This is a genomic window from Variovorax sp. GW821-FHT09B05 (assembly GCF_059418265.1).
On sequence record NZ_JBWKPN010000006.1, the window covers coordinates 1 to 22,887 of the forward strand.

The window sequence follows — 22,887 nt, forward strand, 5'->3', positions numbered from 1 at the left end:
CTCCTAGCGTGTGCGGACGCACACGCGTCGTCGCGCGCCTTGATGGGCGGGCTCTGGCGAGCTTCGCGACCCCTTGCGTAGTGTCAACAGGCCCCAAGAGGAAGCCAGGGGTTCGAGTCCCCTGCGGAACGCCAATGCTGTCACCACATCGCTCAACCCATACAACAAGGAGTCATCGCATGCGCAAGCGCAACAGTCCCATCCGCATGATCGCCGTGCATCCCGCGCCGGCGCGCAAGCCCTTCGTGTCCGCGCTGGCGCGGCGCCTGGGCTTCGGTCGCAAGACCGATGTCCTGCGCGAGTCGGGCTCGCTGCGCGAGCTGCGGCTCGATCAGCTCGACCTCGACCAGCGCGTGCGCGAAGTCGGTGAGTGGTAGCGGATCTTTCTTTCGTTTTTCCATGGTGCGCGTAGCTCAATGGCAGAGCCGCGGGTTGTGATCCCGCTGACGACGGTTCGATTCCGTTCGTGTACCCCAGACTTTTCGACCATCGTTCGACATCGCCGCGAAAGGAGGCGAGCCATGCATTCACACGTCCTGCAACTCGACATCCAGGGCACGCCGCAAGCCTGGGTCTCGCTGGAGCAGGCGGTGCTGCACTACGCCTGCGACGACGTGGCCTGGGAAGACGGCGACGCGCCGCTGGCCACCATGCGCGGCGGCTTCAACGTGGCGCGCGGCGTGCAGTCGCGCATCGAGGTGGCGCCGATCATCGCGCTGCGCGGTGCCTCGAAGATCAACCTCTTCGATGTCGTGCCCGGCCTCACCAAGCGCAAGCTGCTGCGCCGCGACCGCCATACCTGCGCCTACTGCGCGGGCGTGTTCCCGGAACAGGTGCTGCAGTGCGAGCACGTGCTGCCGGCATCGCGCGGCGGTGCCTGGAGCTGGACCAATCTCGTGACAGCCTGTGCCGCGTGCAACGGCCGCAAGGCCGCGCGCACGCCCGAGGAGGCCGGCATGCCGCTCGTGTACCTGCCATACGTGCCGAGCCGCTTCGAGAACTTCCTGCTCGAGGGCCGTCATATCCGCGCCGACGTGCACGAATGGCTGGCCAGGCGGCTGCCGAAGGGGTCGCGGCTGCAATAGTGAGTCGGCGCCAATGCAAAGGCCCGCTGTCCTCGCGGACAGCGGGCCTTTTTCATGCGCGCCGTTCAGCGGCCGAGTCCGAAGTAGCGGTAGGCGATCGCACCGGCCGCCGCGAGGCCGCCGACGATCGCGAAGAGGACCCTGGCGGTGCGCCCGTTGCTGCGCCTGGAGCGCTGCCAGTGCTCCGGCCCGATCAGGTCGATGGGCACGGTGGGTTTGCCGATGTCGGGAGCCTTTTCCATGGGGCGGAAATATAGCGTAGGCCCGAAAAGCCACCCGGGTGGCGGCTCATCGGAGGGGGTTCCGCCGGCTCGTGCGCGGACAAAAAAATACCCGCCGAGGCGGGTGTGGCAACGAGCTTTCTGGCTTCGGTTTCTGGTCCCTGTGGTCATTGTTGTAGGGCGCTGTGTGACAGCAACAGCAAGATGCCATGCGGCACGGGAGCCGCCACTGCAGGGGCAGGATCGGCAATGCAGCTGTCATCCAAAAATGTGAAATAGTGCGGAAATGAACAAGGAAATCATCCTGAAGGCGCTGAAGGCCGCGCTGCAGAACTGGATCCGCAGTGCCTCGCCGGCGCAGCTGTGGCGGGTGCATCAGGTGGGTGGACTCGGAGCGGTCATCGAGGTCGACGGCGACGACCTGCGGGTGCGCATCGAGCTCGATGGCCCGCGCAGCATGTTGTCGGAGATCGGCATGACGGGCGGCCGGCTGCCCATCACCGAAGCCTTCCGCGGCGAGGACGGCGCCACGTGGGGCACGCCGCCGCCGCTGGGCAGCGGCGAGCGCGAGCGCTGGTTCCTCGCAAGCGAGGTCGCGCAGGCGCATGCGCGGCAGTACCTGGAGGCGGAGGTGGTCGACAGGCAGGCGTTGCTGGCGGCCTATGCCTCCGACTGGCTGGAACGGCGGTCTGCGGGTTGAGGCCTTCGCTCGAATGCGCGTGCTGTGTGACGACGCCGAATCGCTGCGACGTGGTTCACGATCGTTCAGCACCTTGATTTGGGCCGCGTGACTTATTCCTCCGTAAGGAGGTGTGCACCCGCGAGGGTCAAACGTATTCTTCCGTGACAACTGCAAGTTTCTTTGTCGGTTGTTGTCACACAAGGGAGAAGTCATGAGAAGCGCAGATTTCAGCAGGATGTCGGGTGCGCGCCTGCTTTCCATCGCAGCCGCGGCTGCGGCAATGTCGGCCTGTGGGGGCGGCGGGGGAGGGGGCGGAGGCTTTCCGTTGCTGCCCATGGCGTCGGCGCCCGCGCCGGCACCAGCGCCCGCACCGGACCCGCAGGCCGAGAGCTCCGCGCCTTGCTTCAACGAAGCCGATTTCCGCGAAGGCACGCTGCTCGAGTTCGAGGCGGTCGCGCCCGGCAAGGACCCCGCGGCCGATTCCTTCCGCCGGAAGAGCGTGACCGAAGGGCGCGAGGCCTTCGCCGGTGCCACGCCGGTGGCCTTCAACGTCGGCACGGAGGTCAGTGCCTCTCCAGCCTTCGAGCAGCGCATCGTCAAGAAGGAATACAAGGACCTGGTCGGCGGCAATCTCTTCCTCTATGGAAAGTCGACCTCGTACCACAGCAAGATCGATGGCAAGTTCGCCGACGACATGAAGCTTCCCGCCATCGTGCCCCGGGAGTACACAGGCTACGCGTCGCAGGTGTTCGAGCCCCCGTTCTCGTTCCCGATCGACATGAAGCCCGGGCAGGTCGTGAGCAAGGAGTCTTCCGTGACCAAGACCGAGACCTCCAATGGCAGCGTCGTCTCGACGCGCACGCTGCCCGCGAAGGGCGAGCTCAGCTACAGCGGTCGCGAAAAGCTGGAGACGCCGCTGGGCACGTTCAGCACCTGCAAGTTCACGCTGAAGCTGACGCTGGGTTCCCTGGTCGGCCCGTCGGCCACCAAGGAGTTCTGGCTGGCCGCCGAAGGACCTTATCGCGGCCAGTTGCTCAAGGGTGTCGATCCGAAGTCGCCGATGGTCGCGACGAAGATGACGTACTCGCCCAAGTAACGCCGGTGGATTGAGCATCGATCGTGGCAGGTCCGTCGGGCCTGCCACCCGCGCCAAGGCAAGCAGTACGGACGCACAAAGAAAAACGGCCGAAACCCAGAAGGATTTCGACCGTTTTCAGTGTTGGTGGTGGGCCCTGAGTGACTCGAACACTCGACCTACGGATTAAGAGTCCGCTGCTCTACCAACTGAGCTAAGAGCCCTTGCGTTGAAAACATATTCGTTTTCAGGCAAGTCTGCGAGTATAGCGTAGAAATTCAGGTTTCTCAAAATTTTTGAGTGGGACGTGTGTGGCGGATTAGCATTCGGCACCGACGAAGGGGTTCGCCCCCTCTCTTTCCCATTCAGGAGAACTTCCATGAGCGATGCAAACACCGCGCCGCATGTCGTGATCACGGGCGCCGCGGGCGCACTCGGACGCGCCGTTGCACAACACTTCCTCGCGCAGGGCGCGCGCGCCGCGCTGATCGACCACCACGCCGGGCGCCTGTCCGAAGTGTTCCCGGGCCTCGACAACTCGCAGCACCTGCTGCTGGCCGGCGACGTGACCTCGGCCTCGTCCATGGCCGGCCTGTCCGAACAGATCCTCAAGGCCTTCGGCCGCGTCGACGCGCTGGTGCACATTGCCGGCGGCTTCGAGATGGGCGAGGCGACGCACGCGCTCACGCGCGAGAGCTGGGACCGGATGATGAACCTCAACGCATGGTCCTTCGTGGCCGTGACGCAGGCATTGCTGCCCTCGATGATCGAGCGCCGTGCCGGCCGCATCGTCGCGGTGACGGCGAAGGTCGCGGCGCGCGGCCTGCCCGCCATGGCGTCGTACATCGCGTCGAAGAGCGCGCTGCAGCGGCTGGTGGAGGCGATGGCGGCCGAGGCGGCGCCGCATGGCGTCAATATCAACAGCGTGGCGCCCAGCGTGCTCGACACGCCGGCCAACCGACAGGCGATGCCCGATGCGAACCCGGCCGAATGGGTGTCGACCGCGGTCGCCGCGCAGACCATCGGCTTTCTCGCGTCGCCCGGCGCGGCGGCGCTGCACGGCCAGCACCTGGCGCTCGACTGAGGCGCAGCGAGGCAGAGCGCCCCAAGCAAAAGGGCCTTGGCGGATGCCAAGGCCCTTTTTTGTCGGTTGGTGGAGAGGATGAGGATCGAACTCACGACCTCCGCATTGCGAACGCGGCGCTCTCCCAGCTGAGCTACCCCCCCAACGCGACGCGAATTTTAGCCGGAACCCGCGATGGCGTGCTCGCCGCATGCCAAGATGCGCGCCTTTCAGGAACAGCACCGGCTCCCGGCACCACCATGGCCCCCACACGCGATCCCGCCTGGCTCGAAGGCATGTACAACAACCTCGCGCGGGTGAAGGACCACCCGGCGTACTTCGCGCGCTGGGCGCGCGAATCCGCCGCCGCGCGCGACACGCTGCCGAGCCGGATCGACCTGCGCTACGGCGAGGGCGTCAACGAGACGCTCGACGTGTTCCCGGCGCCCGTGCCCGACGCGCCCGTGCTGGTCTTCATCCACGGCGGCTACTGGCGCGCGATGGACAAGAAGGACCATTCCTTCATCGCGCCCGCGTTCAACGACCGCGGCATCTGCGTAGTGCAGCCCAACTACGCGCTGTGCCCGGGCACGCCCGAGCAGCCCGTGACGGTGCCGGGCATCGTGCTGCAGATGGTGCGCGCGCTCGCATGGACCTGGCGCAACGTGGCGGCGCATGGCGGCGATCCCACGCGGATCACTGTGGCGGGGCATTCGGCCGGCGGCCACATGGCGGCGGCGCTGCTGACCTGCGACTGGAAGGCCGTGGCGCCCGACCTGCCCGAACACCTGGTGCGCAATGCGCTGTCGATCTCGGGCCTCTACGACCTCGCGCCGCTGCAGCGCACGCCCTTCCTCGAGCAGGTGCTGCGACTCAGCGACGACGACGTGCGCCGTGCGAGCCCCGCGCACTGGCCCGCGCCGAAGCGCGGACTGCTCTACGCGGTGACGGGCGGCAACGAGAGCGCGGAGTTCATCCGCCACAACGCGATGATCCGCGAGGCCTGGGGCTCGCGGGCGGTGCCGGTGTGCGAGGTGCTGCCCGGCCTCGACCACTTCGGCGTGGTCGACGCGCTGGCAGATTCCTCGCACCGGTTGCACCGGCTCGCGGTGCAACTGCTGGAAGCCTGAAGCCTTACATCAGCAGGTGTTCGCCTGCGTTGTCGCCGCCCAGCGTGACGTAGTTGACCTTGCGGATGTCCATCAGCGTGCGGCCGCCCGCGTAGCTGATCGAGCTCTGCACGTCCTGCTCCATCTCGACCAGCGTGTCGGCCAGCTTGCCCTTGATGGGCTCGAGGATGCGCTTGCCCTCGACGTGCTTGTATTCGCCCTTGTTGAAGTCGCTGGCCGAGCCGTAGTACTCCTTGAACAGCGCGCCGTCGACCTCGACCGTCTGGCCCGGCGATTCCTCGTGGCCCGCGAACAGCGAACCGATCATCACCATCGAGGCGCCGAAGCGCACGCTCTTGGCGATGTCGCCGTGGTCGCGGATGCCGCCGTCGGCAATGATCGGCTTGGTCGCTACGCGCGAGCACCACTTGAGCGCGCTGAGCTGCCAGCCGCCGGTGCCGAAGCCGGTCTTGAGCTTGGTGATGCAGACCTTGCCCGGGCCGATGCCGACCTTGGTCGCGTCCGCGCCCCAGTTCTCGAGATCGATCACGGCCTCGGGCGTGCCGACGTTGCCGGCGATCACGAAGGTCGCGGGCAGCTTCTGCTTGAGGTAGCCGATCATGTTCTTCACGCTGTCGGCATGGCCGTGCGCGATATCGATCGTCACGTACTCGGGCACCAGGCCCTGCGCGACGAGCTGGTCGACCGTGTCGTAGTCGGCCTTCTTCACGCCCAGCGAGATCGAGGCGAACACGCCATGGCCCTGCATGCGCTTGACGAGCGCGACGTTGTCGAGGTCGAAGCGGTGCATGACGTAGAAGTAGCCGTTCTGCGCCAGCCACAGGCAGATGGACTCGTCCACCACCGTCTTCATGTTGGCGGGTACCACCGGCAGGCGGAAGCTGCGGCCGCCGAGCGTGACGCTGGTGTCGCACTCGGAGCGGCTCTCCACGCGGCACTTGCGCGGCAGCAGCAGGATGTTGTCGTAATCGAAGATTTGCATGAAACCAAGCTCCTGGAGGAAGTCGTTGAAAACGAGTGAGCGCTTGGTCTGGCCGGCTTCGGCGGCGTCGCTGCGAAAGCCCCTGCGGGGGCGGGCGACGCGCACAAAAAACCGGGCACAAAAACTTGGGCCCGGTGATTGATTCTACGCAGCCTCCCGTGGGGAGGTCTTCCGGAACTTCATATAACCCGCATACGCCGTGGTTTCTACAATCGACGGATGTTTGAAGAATTCGCGGCCGATGACCGCACCCCGCCGCCGGTCGACCTGCCGCTGCTGCACAACCTCAACGCCGAGCAGCTCGCAGCCGTCACGCTGCCGGCCGGCAACGCGCTGATCCTCGCGGGCGCCGGCTCGGGCAAGACCCGCGTGCTCACCACCCGCATCGCCTGGCTGCTGCAGACGCGCCAGGTGTCCGCCGGCGGCATCCTGGCCGTGACCTTCACCAACAAGGCCGCCAAGGAGATGATGACGCGGCTCACGGCGATGCTGCCGGTCAACGTGCGCGGCATGTGGATCGGCACCTTCCACGGCCTGTGCAACCGCTTCCTGCGCGCGCACTGGAAGCTGGCCAACCTGCCGTCGACCTTCCAGATCCTCGACACGCAGGACCAGCTCTCGGCCATCAAGCGGCTGATGAAGCAGTTCAACGTCGACGACGAGCGCTTTCCGGCCAAGCAGACGCAGTGGTTCATCGCCGGCGCCAAGGAGGACGGCCTGCGCCCCGACGCGGTCGAGATCCGCAGCGAGGACGACCGCAAGAAGGTCGAGCTCTACCGCCTCTACGAGGAGCAGTGCCAGCGCGAGGGCGTGGTCGACTTCGGCGAGCTGATGCTGCGCAGCTACGAGCTGCTGCGCGACAACGAACCGGTGCGCGAGCACTACCAGCGGCGCTTCCGCCACATCCTGATCGACGAGTTCCAGGACACCAACCGGCTGCAGTACGCCTGGATCAAGATGCTCTCGGGCAACACCGTCGCGGGCCAGTTCGTGCCGGGCGAGAACAGCGTCGTGGCCGTGGGCGACGACGACCAGAGCATCTATGCCTTCCGCGGCGCGCGCGTGGGCAACATGGCCGACTTCGTGCGCGAGTTCGACGTCACGCACCAGATCAAGCTGGAGCAGAACTACCGCAGCTACAGCAACATCCTCGACTCGGCCAACGAGCTCATCAGCCACAACAAGAAGCGCCTGGGCAAGAACCTGCGCACCGATCAGGGCCCCGGCGAGCCGGTGCGCGTCTACGAGTCCTCGAGCGACCTCGCCGAGGCGCAGTGGATGGTCGAGGAGATGCGCCAGCTAGTGCGCGACGGCATCGACCGCAAGGAGATGGCCGTGCTCTACCGCAGCAACGCGCAGAGCCGGGTGATCGAAACCGCGCTGTTCAATGCCTCGGTGCCGTACCGCGTGTACGGCGGCCTGCGCTTCTTCGAGCGCGCCGAAATCAAGCATGCGCTGGCCTACCTGCGCCTGCTCGAGAACAAGGACGACGACACCAGCTTCCTGCGCGTCGTCAACTTCCCGCCGCGCGGCATCGGCGCGCGCACGCTCGAGCAGTTGCAGGACGCCGCGCGCGCCGCGGGCCGCTCGCTGCACGACGCGGTGCACGCGGTCGGCGGCAAGGCCGGCTCCAACCTCACGGCCTTCGTCGCCAAGATCGACGTGCTGCGCGAGCAGACGCAGGGCGTGAGCCTGCGCGAGATCATCGAGCTGGTGCTCGATCACAGCGGCCTGGTCGAGCATTACCGCGCCGACCGCGAGGGCGCCGACCGCATCGAGAATCTGGAAGAACTGGTGAACGCGGCCGAAAGCTTCGTCACGCAGGAAGGCTTCGGCCGCGACGCGGTGGCGCTGCCGGTCGACGAATTGCGCCAGTCGCCCGCGAGCCAGGGCCTCGACCCGGGCCGCCCGCTGCTCGACGAGCCGCTGGCGCCCGACGCCGAGACCGGTGAAACGCTGAGCCCGCTCGCGGCCTTCCTCACGCACGCGGCGCTCGAATCGGGCGACAACCAGGCCCAGGCCGGCCAGGACGCGGTGCAGCTGATGACGGTCCACGCGGCCAAGGGCCTCGAGTTCGACTGCGTGTTCATCACCGGCATGGAAGAGGGCCTGTTCCCGCACGAGAACTCGATGAGCGACTACGAGAGCCTCGAGGAGGAGCGCCGCTTGATGTACGTCGCGATCACGCGCGCGCGCAAGCGGCTGTACCTGAGCCACTCGCAGACCCGTATGCTGCACGGCCAGACCCGCTACAACGTCAAGAGCCGCTTCTTCGACGAGCTGCCCGAGGGCGCGCTCAAGTGGCTCACGCCCAAGAACCAGGCCTTCGGCAACTCGGCCTTCGGCTATGGCAACGGTTACGGCAGCACGCGCGGCGCGGGTGGCGGTGGCTACGGCGGCGGCAAGGCCTATGGTGGTGGCGCCAGCAAGGAGACTTTCGCGAGCCCGCCGGTGCCACCGCAGAAGAGCGCGCCCTCGCATGGCCTGCGCTCGGGCATGCAGGTGTTCCACAACAAGTTCGGCGAAGGCACGGTGACCGCGCTCGAGGGCACCGGCGACGATGCGCGCGCGCAGGTCAAGTTCACGCGCCACGGCGTGAAGTGGCTGGCGCTGTCGGTGGCCAAGCTCACGCCGGTCTGAGCCGCGGCGCGGCCCGGCTCAGTTCGGGTCGAAGCTGTCGCGGAAGGTGAACCAGGTCGAGGCCAGCGACATCGCCGCCAGCACCAGCGCCGTGCCCACGATCAGCACGGTGCCGATCGCGGTGGCGCCCGAGCCCGCGCCCACGGCGCCGACGCCCACCAGCACGGTGGCGATCAGGCCGACCGCGATGCCGGCCAGCAGGAACACGCCGAACCAGGCGATGCCGAACAGCGCATAGGCGCCGAAGTTGCGGAACAGCGCCACGATGCTGAAGAAGATGCTCTTCACGGGCTCCACGCGGTGCCAGTGCACCAGCGCGGGCGCATGCCACATCGCGAGCGACAGCGGCAGGTTCAGGCACAGGTGGACCATGCGCGCGACCTGGAACTCGCTGCTGGCCAGCACCTCGGGCGACAGCGCCTCGTCGAGCAGGTAGGCGCGCGCGAGCTGGCCGCCGTCGACCAGCGCGGTGGCCAGCACCGCGAGCACGAAGTACACGGCCGAGATCAGGCCCAGCACCACCAGCGGACGCCATTCGGCGCGCAGCGCCGCGAAGACCTCCATGAACATCGCCGAACCGGTGGGCCGGCGCGCGCCGGCCTGCCCGTTGCCGCCGGCCTGCTCGTCGGCGTAGGCCACCGAGGTGGCGACCATCAGCCCCAGCGTCATGAAGGGCAGCAGCACCGGCGCCAGCACGCTGCCCAGCAGCGGCACCACCGACAGCGTCGAGATCAGCGCCATCAGCAGGAAGAACAGCGACACGAAGGCCAGCGGCTGCCGCCAGAAGGTCTTGAGTCCGAGGCGGACCCATTGGGCGCCGGTCTTGGCCGGCACGAGGTGGAGTTTCATGGGGTACGGGTCAGGCGGCCACGGGCTCGAGGGCGCGGGCCATGACATGCGGGTGCCGCACGCGCTCGCGCAGCACGCGCTCGAAGTGCGTCGGATCGTGGGGCTTGAGCATGCTGGCCTCGCGCGGCAGGTGGAAGTCCCAGAGGCGGGAGATCCAGAAGCGCAGCGCCGCGGCGCGCAGCATCGCGGGCAGCAGGGCGCGTTCCGAGGCGTTGAGCGCGCGCACGCCCTCGTAGGCGGCGAGCAGCGCCTCGGCGCGTTCCTCGTCGTGGCGGCCGGTCGGCAGGTCGATCGCCCAGTCGTTGAGACACACGGCGAGGTCGAACAGCCAGGTGTCGGTGCCGGCGAAGTAGAAGTCGAACACGCCGGTCAGGCGCGGAGCGGCGCCTTCTTCGTGGCCGGTCTCGAACATCGCGTTGTCGCGGAACAGGTCGGCATGCACCGGCCCGCGCGGCAGGGCGGCATAGGCCGAGGATTCGGCCACGTGGTTCTGGTAGGCGAGCTCGCCGCGCAGCAGCGCCGACTGGGCCTCGTCGATGTGGGGCAGCACCACCGGCACCGTGTCGTTCCACCAGGGCAGGCCGCGCAGGTTGGGCTGGATGCGCGGGAAGTCGCGACCCGCCAGGTGCATGCGCGCCAGCAGCGAACCGAGCTCGGCGCAGTGCGCGGCGCCCGGTGCGAGCTCGCTGCGGCCCGCGAGCTTGCGCACCACCGCGGCCGGCTTGCCCGCCACCTTGAGCAGCAGCTCGCAGGGCGCGTTGGCCGGCACCGACAGCGGATGCGCGCCATGGGCGTCGATCGCCTGCACGGCCGGGTCGGCCACCGGCTCGGGCACCGGCAGGCCGCGCGCGGCCAGGTGCTTCATCAGGCACAGGTAGTAGGGGAGCTGCTCGGCGCTCAGGCGCTCGAACAGCGTGAGAACGTACTCGCCCGACTCGGTGGTGGCGAAGTAGTTGGTGTTCTCGATGCCGCCCTCGATGCCGCGCAGTTCGCGCAGGGGGCCCAGGCCGAGGCGCTGCACGAGCGCGTCGGCCTCGCCGAATTCGACTTCGGTAAAGACTGCCATGGAAAGCGCCCTCAGCGCGGTTGGGATGCGGCTGCCGCTGCGATGCGTCGCACGGTCAGAACTTCATGACGTTCCAGACCCGGGGCGAGGTGCCCGCGGGGCCGTCGGCCGCGTTGGGACGCGCGCCGGACGGATCGTTCGGCAGCACCTGGTAGCCGGGCATGTTGGCCTTGGGCGTCACGTTGATGCTCTGCGTGCGGCCGCCGTAGCGGACCTCGTCGACCGAGGCGCCGCTGTCCTCGGTGTGCAGGTGCTCGATCTTCTGGTTGCGCCGACCGTCGGCCTGCTGCTCCTGATTCTGTAGCGAGGGATCCGCTGCAGCCGGTGCTGCCGCGGGCGCGTTCTGCGCTTGCACGGCGGCGAAGGGGGTGGCGAGGGCCAGCGCCAGCAGGAGGCGGCGGGCAACCAGGAGTGTGGAGTCGGGCATGCACGGATTGTAGGCGGCGCGCCGTATCGGGGTTGTCGTCGCAGGGCCCGTGGCGGCGTGGTCCGCAAGGACATTCAGGGGCTCCTGGAGGCAGGCAAAATGCCCCGATGACCGACAAGAAAACGCTGCTGCTCGTCGATGGATCGAGCTACCTCTATCGCGCCTTCCACGCCATGCCCGACCTGCGGGCCGTGCCCGGCGATCCGAAGAGCCCGGCCACGGGCGCGATCCGGGGAATGATCAACATGATGACGGCGCTGCGGCGCGAGGTGCGCGCCGACTACGCGGCCTGCATCTTCGACGCCCCCGGCAAGACCTTCCGCGACGACTGGTATCCCGAGTACAAGGCCAACCGCTCGCCGATGCCCGACGACCTGCGCAGCCAGATCGACCCCATCCACGAGGTGGTCAAGCTGCTGGGCTGGCCGGTGCTCAGCGTGCCCGACGTGGAGGCCGACGACGTGATCGGCACGCTCGCCAAGGTGGCGGCCGCGCAGGGCATCGAGGTGATCGTCTCCAGCGGCGACAAGGACCTGAGCCAGCTGGTCGACGAGCACATCACCATCATCGACACGATGAACGGCAAGAAGCGCGACGTGGCCGGCGTCACGGCCGAGTTCGGCGTGCCGCCGAACCTCATGGTCGACTACCAGACGCTGGTGGGCGACTCGGTCGACAACGTGCCCGGTGTCGAGAAGGTCGGCCCCAAGACGGCTGCCAAGTGGCTGCTCGAATACGGCTCGCTCGACGCGCTGGTCGAACGCGCCGCCGAGGTCAAGGGCGCGGCCGGCGAGAACCTGCGCAAGGCGCTCGACAAGCTGCCGCTGAGCCGCAGGCTCGTGACGATCCGCACCGACTGCGACCTGGCCGGCCACGTCGATGGCCTGCCCTCGCTCGAAGGCCTGCCCGTGGGCGCGCCGCAGACCGGCGAGCTCAAGCCCTTCTACGAGAAGTTCGGCTTCAAGAGCCTGGTGAAGTCGCTCGAGGCGCAGGAAGTGCCGCCCGAGCTGATCGAGGAGAACATCAAGAAGAAGGCCTCGAAGGCGGCCAAGGCCAACGACGACCAGAGCGGCCTGTTCGACGAGCCGTCCGAGGAGGGCGCCGCGATGGAGGCCGCCGCGCCCGCGAGCAACCTGCAATACGACACCATCTTCACCTGGGAGCAGTTCGACGGCTGGCTCGCGCGCCTCGAGGCCGCCGAGCTCGCGGCCATCGACACCGAGACCACCTCGCTCGACGAGATGGTGGCGCAGATCGTCGGCATCAGCTTCAGCGTGAAGCCCGGCGAGGCGGCCTACATCCCGCTCACGCACAACTACCCCGACGCGCCCACGCAGCTGCCGATCGACGAGGTGCTCGCCAAACTCAAGCCCTGGCTCGAGAACGGCGCGAAGAAGAAGCTCGGCCAGCACATCAAGTACGACCGCCACGTGTTCGCCAACCACGGCATCGAGGTGCAGGGCTACGCGCACGACACCATGCTGCAGAGCTACGTGCTCGAGGTGCACCGGCCGCACGGCCTGGCCAGCCTGGCCGAGCGCCACCTGGGCCGCAGCGGCATTTCGTACGAGGACCTCTGCGGCAAGGGCGTGCACCAGATTTCGTTCAGCCAGGTCGACATCGCCAAGGCGGCAGAGTATTCGTGCGAGGACAGCGACCAGACGCTCGACGTGCACGCCACGTTGTGGCCGCAGCTCGAAACGAACGAGAAGCTGCGCTTCATCTACCAGCTCGAGATGGATTCGAGCGAGGCGCTCTACCGCATCGAGCGCAACGGCGTGCTGATCGACAGCGCCACGCTGGCCGCGCAGAGCCACGAACTCGGCACGCGCATCATGGCGCTCGAGCAGGAGGCCTACGACATCGCGGGCCAGCCCTTCAACCTCGGTTCGCCCAAGCAGATCGGCGAGATCTTCTTCACCAAGCTCGGCCTGCCGGTGGTCAAGAAGACGCCGAGCGGCGCGCCCAGCACCGACGAGGAAGTGCTCGAGAAGCTGGCCGAGGACTACCCGTTGCCCGCCAAGATCCTCGAGCACCGCGGCCTGTCGAAGCTCAAGGGCACCTACACCGACAAGCTCGGCCAGCTCGCCAATCCGCGCACCGGCCGCGTGCATACCCACTATGCGCAGGCCGTGGCCGTCACCGGGCGCCTGTCGAGCAACGACCCCAACCTGCAGAACATCCCGATCCGCACGCCCGAAGGCCGGCGCGTGCGCGAGGCCTTCGTGGCGCCCGCGGGCAGCGTGATCGCGAGCGCCGACTACTCGCAGATCGAGCTGCGCATCATGGCTCACATCAGCGGCGACGCATCGCTCTTGCGCGCCTTCACCGAGGGCATCGACGTGCACCGCGCCACCGCGGCCGAGGTGTTCGGCTCCACGCCCGACCAGGTGTCGAGCGAGCAGCGCCGCTATGCCAAGGTCATCAACTTCGGCCTGATCTACGGCATGAGCAGCTTCGGCCTGGCGAAGAACCTCGGCATCGAGACCAAGGCCGCGGCCTCCTACATCGAACGCTACTTCGCGCGCTATCCGGGCGTGAAGGCCTACATGGACGAGACCAAGGCCTCGGCCAAGGAGCAGGGCTATGTCGAGACCGTGTTCGGCCGGCGCCTGTACCTGCCCGAGATCAACTCGCCCAACGGCCCACGCCGCGGCGGCGCCGAGCGCGCGGCCATCAACGCGCCGATGCAGGGCACGGCGGCCGACCTGATCAAGCTCAGCATGGTCAAGGTGCAGGACGTGCTCGATGCCGAGAAGCGCGGCACGAAGATGATCATGCAGGTGCACGACGAACTGGTGTTCGAGGTGCCCGAGGCCGAGATCGAATGGGTGCGCACCGAGATCCCGCGCATCATGGCCAGCGTGGCCGACCTCAAGGTGCCGCTGCTCGCTGAGATCGGCGTGGGACCGAACTGGGACAAGGCGCATTGAGCCTGGCGCGCGCCCTCGTCGCGGCGGCCGTTCTCATCGGGTGCACCGCGTCGCCCGCGGCCGCGCAGCCCGTGCCGACCAAGGTGCCGCCCACCGGTGTGCGCATCTGCCTGGGCTTGACGAAGGAAGCCTGGCCCACGCCCCAGGCCTGCGCCGACGCCGGGCCGCTGGCCCTGGTTCCGAAGCAGGACGGCCGGCAGGGCGCGGGCCCGCTGGCCTACGAGCCCGTGCCGGGCCAGCCACGCGGCGCCTGCGTGCGCGACCGCGTGTCGGGCCTGGTCTGGGAGGGCAAGCGCGACAACGGCCGGCCCGCCGACGCCATGGCCTACGTGGCGCAGGTCAACGCGAGCCGGCTGTGCGGTTACGCCGACTGGCGCCTGCCCACCGTGGCCGAGCTGCACGGCCTGGTCGACCTGGGCAAGGAACGCGTGCCCGAGGTGCGCCCCGACCGGCCGCTGGCCGAGCAGTCGGTCATCGACGCGCGCTGGTTTCCGAACACCGTGCCAGCCATCTACCTGACTTCCGACATGCGCGATCCCACGAGCCCGTGGTGCGTGAACTTCGCGAACGGCTTCGTCTACGACTGCGACCCCGACATGTCGCGCGAGCCGCCGCTCTTCGTGCGCCTGGTGCGCGGCCCCGAGGCGCCGAAGGCCGGGCGTTGGCGTGAACTGCCCGACGAGCGCGGCGTGGCCGGCGGCGCGGTCGAGGACCGCCACACCGGCCTGGTGTGGCGCCGCTGCGAGGAGCCGCAGACCTGGAACGGCAAGCGCTGCACGTGGAGCGCGAAGCGCTACGACTACGTGCAGGCGCTGCAGCGCGCCGGCGAGCAGGCCGGCTGGCGCCTGCCCACCATCAAGGAAGTCAACAGCCTCGCGCGGCGAGAGGCCGATCGCTTCGAGATGCCGCCCTCGGACTTTCCGGCGCATGGCAAGGAGGCGTCGCGCGCGGGCCAGTGGTCTTCCACCGTCTGCAATGGGAGCCCGGAGACATCGACGGCCCGCGCATCGATCAGCGCCTGGGTGCTGAGCCGCGAGGGCGCCATCTATTGCGAGGCACGCATCATGCATCTCGGCGTCCGGCTCGTGCGCGAATGAGAGGGTCGCATCGCGACCGCGCCCGTGCTTGAATCCGCCATTCGACCGTCATCATCGTCAGGAGACCAGAACATGCATTTCCACCCCTCCCGCTTCTTCGCGCGCGCACTGCTGCCGATGCTGCTGGCCGGTGCGGCCGCCACGGCAGCCGCCGCGCCCGACGCGCGCATCGCCGAACTCGCCGCCGCGCAGAAGCAGCCGCTGCTCGATTCGCTCTCGCAACTGGTGGCCATCGAGTCCGGCAGCCGCGACCTCGAGGGCCTGGAAAAGATCTCCGACCTGATCGCGTCGAAGCTCAAGGCGCTCGGCGGCGAGGTCGAGCTGATCGATCCGAGCGCCGAGGCCTACCGCATGGAGGACACGCCCGAGAAGATCGGCCGCGTGGTGCGCGCCACCTTCAAGGGCACGGGCACGAAGAAGATCATGCTGATCGCCCACATGGACACGGTCTACACCATCGGCATGCTCAACAGGCAGCCGTTCCGCGTCGAGGGCGACAAGGCCTACGGCCTGGGCATCGCCGACGACAAGCAGGGCGTGGCCGTCATCCTCCACGCGGTGGCGATGCTGCAGGCGCTCAAGTTCAAGGAGTACGGCACGCTCACGGTGCTGATCAACGGCGACGAGGAGATCAGCTCGCCCGGCTCGCGCGCGCTGCTCACGCGTCTGGGCGGCGAGCACGACGCGGTGCTCTCCTTCGAGGGCGCCTCGGTCAAGGACGACAAGCTCTCGCTGGCCACCGCCGGCATCGCCTCGGTCACGCTCAACGTGAGCGGCAAGGCATCGCACGCGGGCTCGGCGCCCGAGCTCGGCGTGAACGCGCTCTACGAGCTGTCGCACCAGATCCTGCAGATGCGCGACCTGTCCGACCCGGCCACCGGCCTCAAGATGAACTGGACCATCTCGAAGTCGGGCAGCAACCGCAACGTGATCCCGGCCTCGGCCACCGCGGGCGCCGACGTGCGCGTGCTCAAGGTCGCCGACTACGACCGCATCGAGCAGCAGGTCAACGAGCGCGTGAAGAAGCAGCTGATCCCCGAGGCCAAGGTCGAACTGAAGTTCGAGCGCCGCCGTCCGCCGCTCGAGGCCACCGATGCCTCGCGCGCGCTCGCCCAGCATGCGCAGGCGATCTACAAGGACGAACTGGGCCGCCCGCTGGGCGCCGACGACAAGGCCGCCGGCGGCGGTACCGACGCGGCCTTCGCCTCGCTCAAGACCAAGGCGCCGGTGATCGAGCGCTTCGGCCTGCAGGGCTTCGGTGCGCACTCGGCCGATGCCGAGTACGTGCTGATCGATTCCATCGAGCCGCGGCTGTACCTTGCCACGCGCATGGTGATGGACATCGCGCGCGGCAAGACCGGCGTGCGCTGACCCCGCCATGCGGCTGCGCCACATCGAGGTCTTCAACGCCATCATGCTCACGGGCAGCGTGAGCGCGGCGGCGCGGCTCATCAACATCACGCAGCCGGCCGTCAGCCGCACGCTGCAGCATGCCGAGCTGCAGCTGGGCTTCCCGCTGTTCCAGCGCGCCAAGGGGCGGCTCACGCCGACCACCGAGGCGCTCACGCTGTACCCGCACATCGAGCGGCTGTTCGCGCAGCTCGACGAGGTGCAGCGGCTCGCGGCCAACCTGCGCGCGGGCGCCGACACCGGCGAGCTGCGCATCCTCAGCGTGCTGGCGCTGAGCTACGAGATCCTGCCGCGCGCCCTCAAGGCCTTCCGAGAGAAGCATCCGGGCTACGCGATCAGCGTCGAGTCGCTGCATTCGCCGCAGATCATGTCGGCGCTGCTGCTGCAGGAGGCCGACGTCGGCTTCGTGTTCAGCCCGGCCGTGCATCCCTCGCTCACGCAGGAGACGCTGGCCGACAGCCGCATGGTCTGCATCGCGCCCAAGGGCATGCTCCCGCGCCTGCTGGTGCGCAACGGCTCGGTGGCGCTGCACGACCTGGCCGAGCGGCCGGTGATCGGCCTCGACAGCCGCGACCCGGTGGGCACCAGCCTGAGCCAGGCCTGCCGCCAGGCCGGCGTGGGCTTCCACCAGGCGGTGGTCACGGTGCAGACCTACCACGCGGCGCTGGCGATGGCGCACCACGGCCTGGGCGTGGCGCTGGTCGACGGCTGCACCGCGCGCTCGGCCGATACCTCCAAGGTCGACGTGCTCACGCTCGAACCGCACATCCCGGTGCCGATCCGCGCGCTGCGCTTCACGGGCCGGCCCGATTCGGTCGCGGTGCGCGGCATCACGCGCTGCATGCAGCAGGCGATCGTGGAGGCGGGGGTCTAGCTCTCAGGCAGCCAGCGCGGCCGCGACGCGCCGCGCCGACCCGAAGGCCAGCGTGAAGCCCAGCGCGCCGTGGCCGGTGTTGAACAGCATGTTCGAAGGCGCGCCCTCGAGCCGGCCGACGATCGGCAGGCCCGTGGGCGTGGCCGGGCGCATGCCGGTCCAGGGATGCAGCTCGGCCAGCCGGCTCGCGTGCGGGAACACGGCGCGCGTGGCCTCGGCCAGGGTCTGGATGCGGGTCGCGGGAATGCTCGCATCGTGCCCCACCAGTTCGGCCATGCCCGCCACGCGCAGGCGCGAGCCGATGCGCGCGAACACCACCTTGCGCGCGCTGTCGGTCACGTTCACGGTCGGTGCCGCGCCCGGCGCCGGATCGACGTCGAGCGTGATGCTGTAGCCCTTGAGCGGATAGACCGGCAGGTAGGCGCCGAGCGCGCGACCGAGCTTGTGCGAAGCGGTGCCGAGTGCCATCACGAAGGCATCGGCCTCGATGTCGCCCGCGGCCGTGCGCACCGCGGCGATGCGCCCGCCGCTCTGCGCGAAGCCCCGGGCCTCGGTGCCGAGCTCGAAGCGCACGCCGCGCGCGCGCAGCACCCACATCAGCTCGGCGCAGACCTTGAGACAGTCGGCCGCGCATTCGCTGGGCGTGTAGACCGCGCCCGCGATGCCGCGCGCGTAGTCGGCGAGCGCGGGCTCGATCGCCACGCACTCGTCGGGGCGCACGATGCGCTGCTCGCTGCCCATGGTGCGCTGCACTTCGAGCTGAGCGCGCGCGCCGGCCAGCGACGCTTCGCTCGCATAAAGCACCAGCTTGCCGGTGGCCGAGAAGTCGCAGTCGGGCGCGGCATCGGCCTGCATGGCCTCGAAGCCGGCGCGGCTCTCGGCCGCGAGCGCCAGCAGTTTTTCGGTGGTGTCGCGCGAGGTGCGCGCATTGCAGGCCGCGAGGAAGGCCAGGCCCCAGCGCCATTGCAGCGGATCGAGCTGCGGGCGCAGCTTGAGCGGCGAGCTGGGCGAGAGCAGCAGCTTCGGCAGCTGCCGCCAGATCGCGGGATCGGCCAGCGGTTGCACGTACGAGTAGCTGAGCTGCGCGCCATTGCCGCCGCTCGCGCCCGCGCCGGGCGCCGCGCGATCGACGACGCTGACCTGGTGGCCCTGGCGTTCGAGTTGCCAGGCGGTGGCCAGGCCCACGATGCCGGCGCCGAGCACGCACACATGCATGAGAGGCAACTTTCGGGAACGGAAAGGGAAGGGGAGGGAAGGGGTGAGCCCCGACTGTAGGCGTGCCGCCGCCGGCGCGGAAATGCAAAAAGAGGCGTGGCCCATAGCCAAAGGGCATGCCCCGCCGCGGCGCTTAGAAATCGGGTGTCGCCCGGGTTTTCCCTGCCCATAACCTTTGGGTATGGCCCAGCCCGCTATTGGAATTGCCGTCCTGAGTCACTCTTTCTTACACTGGTCCTCCTGTTCAACCTCCCTCGAAGAAGGCACGCATGAAACTCTCCGCATTGATGGCCGCCACCGCCACGGTCCTGCTCGCTGCCACCGGCGCCCAGGCCGCCGACACGCTGGCCAAGATCGCCGAGTCCGGCAAGATCACGCTGGCCTACCGCGAGTCGTCGGTGCCGTTCAGCTACCTCGACGGCCCCAACAAGCCGATCGGCTTCGCGGTCGAGATGTCGAACGCGGTGGTCGAGGCGGTGAAGAAGAAGCTCAACAAGCCGAACCTGCAGGTGCAGCTGATGGCCGTGACCTCGCAGAACCGCATCCCGCTGATCACCAACGGCACCATCGACCTCGAGTGCGGCTCCACCACCAACAACACCGCGCGCGGCAAGGACGTGTCCTTCGCGGTCAACCACTTCTACACGGGCACGCGCCTGCTGGTGAAGAAGTCCTCGAAGATCAAGGACTACGCCGACCTCGCGAAGAAGACCGTGGCCAGCACCACCGGCACCACCAACGCGCTGGTCATGCGCAAGTACAACACCGAGAAGAACCTCGACATGAACATCGTGCTCGGCAAGGACCACGCCGACGCCTTCCTGCTGGTGGAGAGCGACCGCGCCGTCGCCTTCGCGATGGACGACATCCTGCTGTTCGGCCTGATCGCCAACTCGAAGAGCCCGGCCGACTACGAGGTGGTGGGCGAGTCGCTGCAGGTCGAGCCCTATGCCTGCATGCTGCCCAAGGACGACCCGGCCTTCAAGAAGCTGGTCGACGACACCTTCATCGGCATGATGAAGAGCGGCGAGTTCGAGAAGCTCTACACCAAGTGGTTCATGTCGCCGATCCCGCCGAAGAACCTGCCGCTGAACCTGCCGATGAGCCCGCAGCTCAAGGACAACCTCAAGGAATTCAGCGACAAGCCGGCGACCTGAGCCGGACTTCGATCGGAAACAAGGACATGGTCTCCACGCAGGTCGTAGGCATCCTGGGCGGCATGGGCCCGGCCGCGGGCGCCGACTTCGTGCGCCTGTTCGTGCAGGCCTGCGCGCAGCAGATGCGCGCGCGCGGCGAGCCGGTGCGCGACCAGTCCTTTCCCGAGCACTGGCTCGCGCAGGTGCCGGTGCCCGACCGCACCGGCGCGCTGCTGTCGAGCGCCGAGAACGGCGCGCACCAGCCGCTCGAGCCGATGCTGCAGGCGCTGGGCCGGCTGGCGGCGCTCGGCAGCCGCACGGTGGCGATCGCCTGCAACACCGCCCATGCCTGGCATGCGCGGCTGCAGGAACGCTTTCCACAGGTCGAGCTGCTGCACATGGCGCGCGAGACCGCGCAGCACCTGGCGGCGCAGGGCGCGGGCGAGGTGGCGCTGATGGCCACCGAGGGCACCTACCGCATCGGCCTCTACGAGCAGGCGCTGGCCGAGGCCGGCCTCGGCTGCCACGTGCCGAGCGAGGCAGAGCGCCATACCATCGCGCGCGGCATCTTCGAGGGCGTCAAGGCCGGCGACATGGCGCTGGCCGAGCGCTGCTTCTCCGAGGTCGCGCTGCGGCTGGCCGAGCGCCACGGGCCGGTCACCATCATCATGGGCTGCACCGAGGTGCCGCTGGGGCTCGCGGGCTCGCCGGCGGTGGCGGGGCTGCGGCTGGTCGATCCGGCGCAGGTGCTGGCGGCGGCGCTGGCGCGCAGGGCCTACGAACCGCGCTGAGCGGCAAAAGGGCGTCCGCGCGGGGTCATCAACCCCGCGGACAGGGAGGACGGGCCGTTATCGCCTACATTGCGGCGTGCGTTTTTTCGCATCTGCCCCGCACTGCCCCTTGTCCGACGATCCCTCACCTGGAGCCCTCCTCATGCCCCAATTCGACGACCGCCGTTCCGACCTGCAATCCGACTTCGATTCGCTGCGCCCCGGCGAAAGCACCGACCAGGGCGCGACGCGGCGCACCGCGCTCAAGGCCGCCATCGGCGTGGGCTATGCCGCCGCCGTCATGCCGGTGATGGCGCAGACCGCCATCAGCACCCCGGCCGACGGCCTGAAGGCCGGCCCGATCAAGTACACGGTCAACGGCTTCGAGGTGCCGGCCTACGCCGCGGCGCCGGCCAACAAGACCGGCCTGCCGGTGATCCTGGTGGTGCAGGAGATCTTCGGCGTGCACGAATACATCGCCGACACGTGCCGCCGCTTCGCCAAGCTCGGCTACCTCGCCATCGCGCCCGAGCTCTATGCGCGCCAGGGCGATCCGCGCGGCTACACCGACATTCCCAAGCTGCAGGCCGACATCGTGAGCAAGGTGCCCGACGCGCAGGTGCTGGCCGACCTCGACGGCGCGCTGCAGTACGCCGCGGCCAACGGCGGCGACACCTCCAAGGCCGGCATCACCGGCTTCTGCTGGGGCGGCCGCATCACCTGGCTCTACGCCGCCACCGGCAAGGTCAAGGCCGGCGTCGCCTGGTACGGCCGGCTGGTCGGCCAGGCCAGCGAGCTGAACCCGAAGCACCCGGTCGACATCGCCGCCAACCTGCAGGCGCCGGTGCTCGGCCTGTACGGCGGAAAAGACCAGGGCATCCCCCTTGACACCGTTGATAAGATGAAATCGGCCCTGGCAAATGGCTCTCCGGCTGCCAAGGCGTCGAGCTTCGTCGTGTATCCCGAAGCAGGCCATGCGTTCCATGCCGACTACCGTCCCAGCTACGTCAAGAGCGCGGCCGACGACGGATGGCAGCGAGCCACCGCCTGGTTCAAAGCCAACGGCGTCGCCTGAGCGATCAGCGCCCAGGACGACCCCAGAGCCAGCTTCCGCCGAAGGCCGTCCCCGCAAGGGGCGGCCTTTTTGCTTTTAATGAATGGAACTGGGCGCATCGGGCGTCCTTATTGCGTAAGCAGCTATGAACTTGATAGTGATCATCTTGGCGACCCTGGTCGCCGGCATTGGCAGCGTGTGGCTCGCGGCGCTGCTGTTGCGCGTGGGCGTGCGCAGCGGCTCGGGCGGCGTGAATCCGCAGCACCTGCTGAGCCTGGCGGCGGGCGCGCTGCTCGCCACCGCCTTCATGCACCTGTTGCCCGAGGCCTTCGAAAGCCGCATCGAGCCCGCGCTGCTGTTCGCGGTGCTGCTGTTCGGCGTGGTGTTCTTCTTCCTGCTCGACAAGGCCGAGCTGTGGCACCACGGGCATGAGCACCACCACGGCGGCGACACCCCCGAGCAGCAGGTGCAGCTCGGCCCCATCTACGACAACCACGGCCATCACGATCACGCGCACGGCCACGGCCATGCGCACCACGGCCACGACCACGGCCCGCGCGCCGGCGGCTGGGCCGTGCTCACCGGCGACAGCGTGCACTGCTTCGGCGACGGCATCCTGATCGCCTCGGCCTTCATCGCCGACCTGCGCCTGGGCCTGGTCGCCGCCCTCGCCGTGCTCGCGCACGAGGTGCCGCACCACATCGGCGACCTCGTGGTGCTGCGCCAGAGCTCGGCCAACCAGCGCGCCGCGCTCGTGAAGGTGTCGCTGGCCGGCACCATGACCATGCTCGGCGGCATCGCCGGCTGGTGGCTGGTCGACCAGCTGCATGGCTGGCTGCCGTACTTCCTCGTGCTGGCCGGCAGCAGCTTCGTCTACGTCGCGCTGGCCGACCTGATCCCGCAACTGCAGAAGCGCCTGCCGATGCGCCAGACCCTCGGGCAGATCGCCTGGCTGATCGCGGGCATCGTGCTGGTCACCGGCGTGAGCCGGCTTGCGCACAGCGGCGAGCATGGCCACGACCACGGGCACAACCAAGCGGCGCATGCGCACGAGGAAGGGCATGACCACGACCATGCGCACGAAGGCGAGGCCAAGCCCGAGGCGAACAAGAACTGATCGTTTGAACAGGTGCGGGCGGGCGATACGTCCCGTCACCCGCACCGTCTTCCGGATGACG

21 protein-coding genes and 3 tRNA genes are annotated in these 22,887 nt (G+C 68.5%); 16 read left to right on the plus strand and 8 right to left on the minus strand.

What is annotated here, in order from left to right; translation table 11 throughout:
- The first annotated feature begins 179 nt into the window (after positions 1–179).
- The 3 genes from AC07RM_RS16735 (at position 180) to AC07RM_RS16745 (ending at position 1,085) form a co-directional block, all read left to right on the plus strand.
- Positions 180–377 (plus strand): hypothetical protein, encoded by a 198-nt coding sequence (locus tag AC07RM_RS16735; RefSeq protein ID WP_057590604.1) that lies wholly within the window; start codon positions 180–182, stop codon positions 375–377.
- Positions 378–402: 25 nt separating this feature from the next.
- Positions 403–476 (plus strand) — tRNA-His (locus AC07RM_RS16740).
- Between the two features lie 45 nt (positions 477–521).
- Positions 522–1,085, plus strand: coding sequence for an HNH endonuclease (locus tag AC07RM_RS16745; RefSeq protein WP_093349005.1), 564 nt, complete (start codon positions 522–524; stop codon positions 1,083–1,085).
- Between the two features lie 65 nt (positions 1,086–1,150).
- On the opposite strand, the gene AC07RM_RS16750 is transcribed toward AC07RM_RS16745, so the two are convergent.
- Positions 1,151–1,327: a hypothetical protein gene (locus AC07RM_RS16750; RefSeq protein WP_495335246.1), complete on the minus strand. Its 177-nt coding sequence runs from the start codon at positions 1,325–1,327 to the stop codon at positions 1,151–1,153.
- A 265-nt stretch (positions 1,328–1,592) separates the two neighbouring features.
- Here AC07RM_RS16750 and AC07RM_RS16755 point away from each other — a divergent pair, with 265 nt between their 5' ends.
- Together AC07RM_RS16755 and AC07RM_RS16760 are read left to right on the plus strand one after the other, a co-directional pair.
- Positions 1,593–2,006 (plus strand): hypothetical protein, encoded by a 414-nt coding sequence (locus tag AC07RM_RS16755; protein WP_495335247.1) that lies wholly within the window; start codon positions 1,593–1,595, stop codon positions 2,004–2,006.
- A 307-nt stretch (positions 2,007–2,313) separates the two neighbouring features.
- Positions 2,314–3,084, plus strand: coding sequence for a hypothetical protein (locus AC07RM_RS16760; RefSeq protein WP_495335248.1), 771 nt, complete (start codon positions 2,314–2,316; stop codon positions 3,082–3,084).
- 127 nt (positions 3,085–3,211) lie between these two features.
- Here the strand turns inward: AC07RM_RS16760 and AC07RM_RS16765 are convergent.
- A tRNA-Lys gene (locus AC07RM_RS16765) sits at positions 3,212–3,287 on the minus strand.
- A 155-nt stretch (positions 3,288–3,442) separates the two neighbouring features.
- Between AC07RM_RS16765 and AC07RM_RS16770 the strand changes: the two genes are divergently transcribed.
- A complete protein-coding gene (locus tag AC07RM_RS16770; protein WP_495335249.1) occupies positions 3,443–4,147 on the plus strand; it encodes an SDR family NAD(P)-dependent oxidoreductase in 705 nt (234 codons plus the stop codon).
- A gap of 67 nt (positions 4,148–4,214) precedes the next feature.
- On the opposite strand, the gene AC07RM_RS16775 is transcribed toward AC07RM_RS16770, so the two are convergent.
- Positions 4,215–4,290: transfer RNA gene (locus AC07RM_RS16775), tRNA-Ala, on the minus strand.
- Between the two features lie 96 nt (positions 4,291–4,386).
- Between AC07RM_RS16775 and AC07RM_RS16780 the strand changes: the two genes are divergently transcribed.
- A complete protein-coding gene (locus AC07RM_RS16780; RefSeq protein ID WP_495335250.1) occupies positions 4,387–5,256 on the plus strand; it encodes an alpha/beta hydrolase in 870 nt (289 codons plus the stop codon).
- A 4-nt stretch (positions 5,257–5,260) separates the two neighbouring features.
- Here the strand turns inward: AC07RM_RS16780 and AC07RM_RS16785 are convergent, their stop codons facing one another.
- Positions 5,261–6,238: a GMP reductase gene (locus AC07RM_RS16785; RefSeq protein WP_093349288.1), complete on the minus strand. Its 978-nt coding sequence runs from the start codon at positions 6,236–6,238 to the stop codon at positions 5,261–5,263.
- Between the two features lie 219 nt (positions 6,239–6,457).
- On the opposite strand from AC07RM_RS16785, the gene AC07RM_RS16790 reads away from it, so the two are divergent.
- Entirely contained in the window at positions 6,458–8,878 is a 2,421-nt protein-coding gene (locus AC07RM_RS16790; RefSeq protein WP_495335251.1) for a UvrD-helicase domain-containing protein, read from the plus strand.
- Positions 8,879–8,896: 18 nt separating this feature from the next.
- Here the strand turns inward: AC07RM_RS16790 and AC07RM_RS16795 are convergent, their stop codons facing one another.
- The 3 genes from AC07RM_RS16795 to AC07RM_RS16805 are packed head-to-tail and all read right to left on the minus strand — an operon-like array spanning position 8,897 to position 11,220.
- On the minus strand, positions 8,897–9,727 hold the full coding sequence (locus AC07RM_RS16795) for a BPSS1780 family membrane protein (protein WP_495335252.1): 831 nt from the start codon (positions 9,725–9,727) through the stop codon (positions 8,897–8,899).
- A 10-nt stretch (positions 9,728–9,737) separates the two neighbouring features.
- Entirely contained in the window at positions 9,738–10,793 is a 1,056-nt protein-coding gene (locus AC07RM_RS16800; RefSeq protein ID WP_495335253.1) for a homoserine kinase, read from the minus strand.
- Positions 10,794–10,848: 55 nt separating this feature from the next.
- Positions 10,849–11,220, minus strand: a complete 372-nt coding sequence (locus tag AC07RM_RS16805; protein ID WP_093349026.1) for a hypothetical protein — start codon at positions 11,218–11,220, stop codon at positions 10,849–10,851.
- 107 nt (positions 11,221–11,327) lie between these two features.
- On the opposite strand from AC07RM_RS16805, the gene polA reads away from it, so the two are divergent.
- The 4 genes from polA to AC07RM_RS16825 all read left to right on the plus strand — a co-directional run bounded on the left by polA (position 11,328) and on the right by AC07RM_RS16825 (position 17,534).
- The gene (gene polA / locus AC07RM_RS16810) at positions 11,328–14,153 is read left to right on the plus strand and encodes a DNA polymerase I (RefSeq protein WP_495335254.1); all 2,826 of its coding nucleotides are present in this window, start codon (positions 11,328–11,330) and stop codon (positions 14,151–14,153) included.
- The gene (locus AC07RM_RS16815; RefSeq protein ID WP_495335255.1) at positions 14,150–15,250 is read left to right on the plus strand and encodes an Lcl C-terminal domain-containing protein; all 1,101 of its coding nucleotides are present in this window, start codon (positions 14,150–14,152) and stop codon (positions 15,248–15,250) included. The genes polA and AC07RM_RS16815 overlap by 4 nt, the downstream gene beginning before the upstream one ends.
- Positions 15,251–15,322: 72 nt before the next feature.
- A complete protein-coding gene (locus tag AC07RM_RS16820; RefSeq protein WP_495335256.1) occupies positions 15,323–16,621 on the plus strand; it encodes a M20/M25/M40 family metallo-hydrolase in 1,299 nt (432 codons plus the stop codon).
- Positions 16,622–16,628: 7 nt separating this feature from the next.
- Complete coding sequence (locus AC07RM_RS16825; protein ID WP_208508831.1) at positions 16,629–17,534, plus strand: LysR family transcriptional regulator; 906 nt, start codon at positions 16,629–16,631, stop codon at positions 17,532–17,534.
- Positions 17,535–17,537: 3 nt separating this feature from the next.
- On the opposite strand, the gene AC07RM_RS16830 is transcribed toward AC07RM_RS16825, so the two are convergent.
- Positions 17,538–18,749, minus strand: coding sequence for a D-amino acid dehydrogenase (locus tag AC07RM_RS16830; protein ID WP_495335493.1), 1,212 nt, complete (start codon positions 18,747–18,749; stop codon positions 17,538–17,540).
- 269 nt (positions 18,750–19,018) lie between these two features.
- On the opposite strand from AC07RM_RS16830, the gene AC07RM_RS16835 reads away from it, so the two are divergent.
- The 4 genes from AC07RM_RS16835 (at position 19,019) to AC07RM_RS16850 (ending at position 22,826) form a co-directional block, all read left to right on the plus strand.
- The gene (locus AC07RM_RS16835) at positions 19,019–19,906 is read left to right on the plus strand and encodes a transporter substrate-binding domain-containing protein (RefSeq protein ID WP_093349038.1); all 888 of its coding nucleotides are present in this window, start codon (positions 19,019–19,021) and stop codon (positions 19,904–19,906) included.
- Between the two features lie 26 nt (positions 19,907–19,932).
- A complete protein-coding gene (locus tag AC07RM_RS16840; RefSeq protein ID WP_495335257.1) occupies positions 19,933–20,676 on the plus strand; it encodes an aspartate/glutamate racemase family protein in 744 nt (247 codons plus the stop codon).
- A 142-nt stretch (positions 20,677–20,818) separates the two neighbouring features.
- Positions 20,819–21,730: a dienelactone hydrolase family protein gene (locus AC07RM_RS16845; RefSeq protein WP_495317100.1), complete on the plus strand. Its 912-nt coding sequence runs from the start codon at positions 20,819–20,821 to the stop codon at positions 21,728–21,730.
- A 124-nt stretch (positions 21,731–21,854) separates the two neighbouring features.
- A complete protein-coding gene (locus tag AC07RM_RS16850; protein WP_495335258.1) occupies positions 21,855–22,826 on the plus strand; it encodes a ZIP family metal transporter in 972 nt (323 codons plus the stop codon).
- Positions 22,827–22,887: the final 61 nt, after the last annotated feature.

What these genes read in the sequence shown, in the direction of transcription:
- polA (WP_495335254.1), top strand. Translation starts at nt 11,328, where the DNA reads ATGACCGACAAGAAAACGCTGCTGCTCGTCGATGGATCGAGCTACCTC.
- AC07RM_RS16755 (WP_495335247.1), top strand. Translation starts at nt 1,593, where the DNA reads ATGAACAAGGAAATCATCCTGAAGGCGCTGAAGGCCGCGCTGCAGAAC.
- AC07RM_RS16800 (WP_495335253.1), bottom strand. Translation starts at nt 10,793, where the DNA reads ATGGCAGTCTTTACCGAAGTCGAATTCGGCGAGGCCGACGCGCTCGTG.
- AC07RM_RS16820 (WP_495335256.1), top strand. Translation starts at nt 15,323, where the DNA reads ATGCATTTCCACCCCTCCCGCTTCTTCGCGCGCGCACTGCTGCCGATG.
- AC07RM_RS16745 (WP_093349005.1), top strand. Translation starts at nt 522, where the DNA reads ATGCATTCACACGTCCTGCAACTCGACATCCAGGGCACGCCGCAAGCC.
- AC07RM_RS16835 (WP_093349038.1), top strand. Translation starts at nt 19,019, where the DNA reads ATGAAACTCTCCGCATTGATGGCCGCCACCGCCACGGTCCTGCTCGCT.
- AC07RM_RS16830 (WP_495335493.1), bottom strand. Translation starts at nt 18,749, where the DNA reads ATGCATGTGTGCGTGCTCGGCGCCGGCATCGTGGGCCTGGCCACCGCC.
- AC07RM_RS16840 (WP_495335257.1), top strand. Translation starts at nt 19,933, where the DNA reads ATGGTCTCCACGCAGGTCGTAGGCATCCTGGGCGGCATGGGCCCGGCC.
- AC07RM_RS16750 (WP_495335246.1), bottom strand. Translation starts at nt 1,327, where the DNA reads ATGGAAAAGGCTCCCGACATCGGCAAACCCACCGTGCCCATCGACCTG.
- AC07RM_RS16845 (WP_495317100.1), top strand. Translation starts at nt 20,819, where the DNA reads ATGCCCCAATTCGACGACCGCCGTTCCGACCTGCAATCCGACTTCGAT.
- AC07RM_RS16805 (WP_093349026.1), bottom strand. Translation starts at nt 11,220, where the DNA reads ATGCCCGACTCCACACTCCTGGTTGCCCGCCGCCTCCTGCTGGCGCTG.
- AC07RM_RS16780 (WP_495335250.1), top strand. Translation starts at nt 4,387, where the DNA reads ATGGCCCCCACACGCGATCCCGCCTGGCTCGAAGGCATGTACAACAAC.
- AC07RM_RS16785 (WP_093349288.1), bottom strand. Translation starts at nt 6,238, where the DNA reads ATGCAAATCTTCGATTACGACAACATCCTGCTGCTGCCGCGCAAGTGC.
- AC07RM_RS16825 (WP_208508831.1), top strand. Translation starts at nt 16,629, where the DNA reads ATGCGGCTGCGCCACATCGAGGTCTTCAACGCCATCATGCTCACGGGC.
- AC07RM_RS16790 (WP_495335251.1), top strand. Translation starts at nt 6,458, where the DNA reads ATGTTTGAAGAATTCGCGGCCGATGACCGCACCCCGCCGCCGGTCGAC.
- AC07RM_RS16735 (WP_057590604.1), top strand. Translation starts at nt 180, where the DNA reads ATGCGCAAGCGCAACAGTCCCATCCGCATGATCGCCGTGCATCCCGCG.
- AC07RM_RS16850 (WP_495335258.1), top strand. Translation starts at nt 21,855, where the DNA reads ATGAACTTGATAGTGATCATCTTGGCGACCCTGGTCGCCGGCATTGGC.
- AC07RM_RS16795 (WP_495335252.1), bottom strand. Translation starts at nt 9,727, where the DNA reads ATGAAACTCCACCTCGTGCCGGCCAAGACCGGCGCCCAATGGGTCCGC.
- AC07RM_RS16770 (WP_495335249.1), top strand. Translation starts at nt 3,443, where the DNA reads ATGAGCGATGCAAACACCGCGCCGCATGTCGTGATCACGGGCGCCGCG.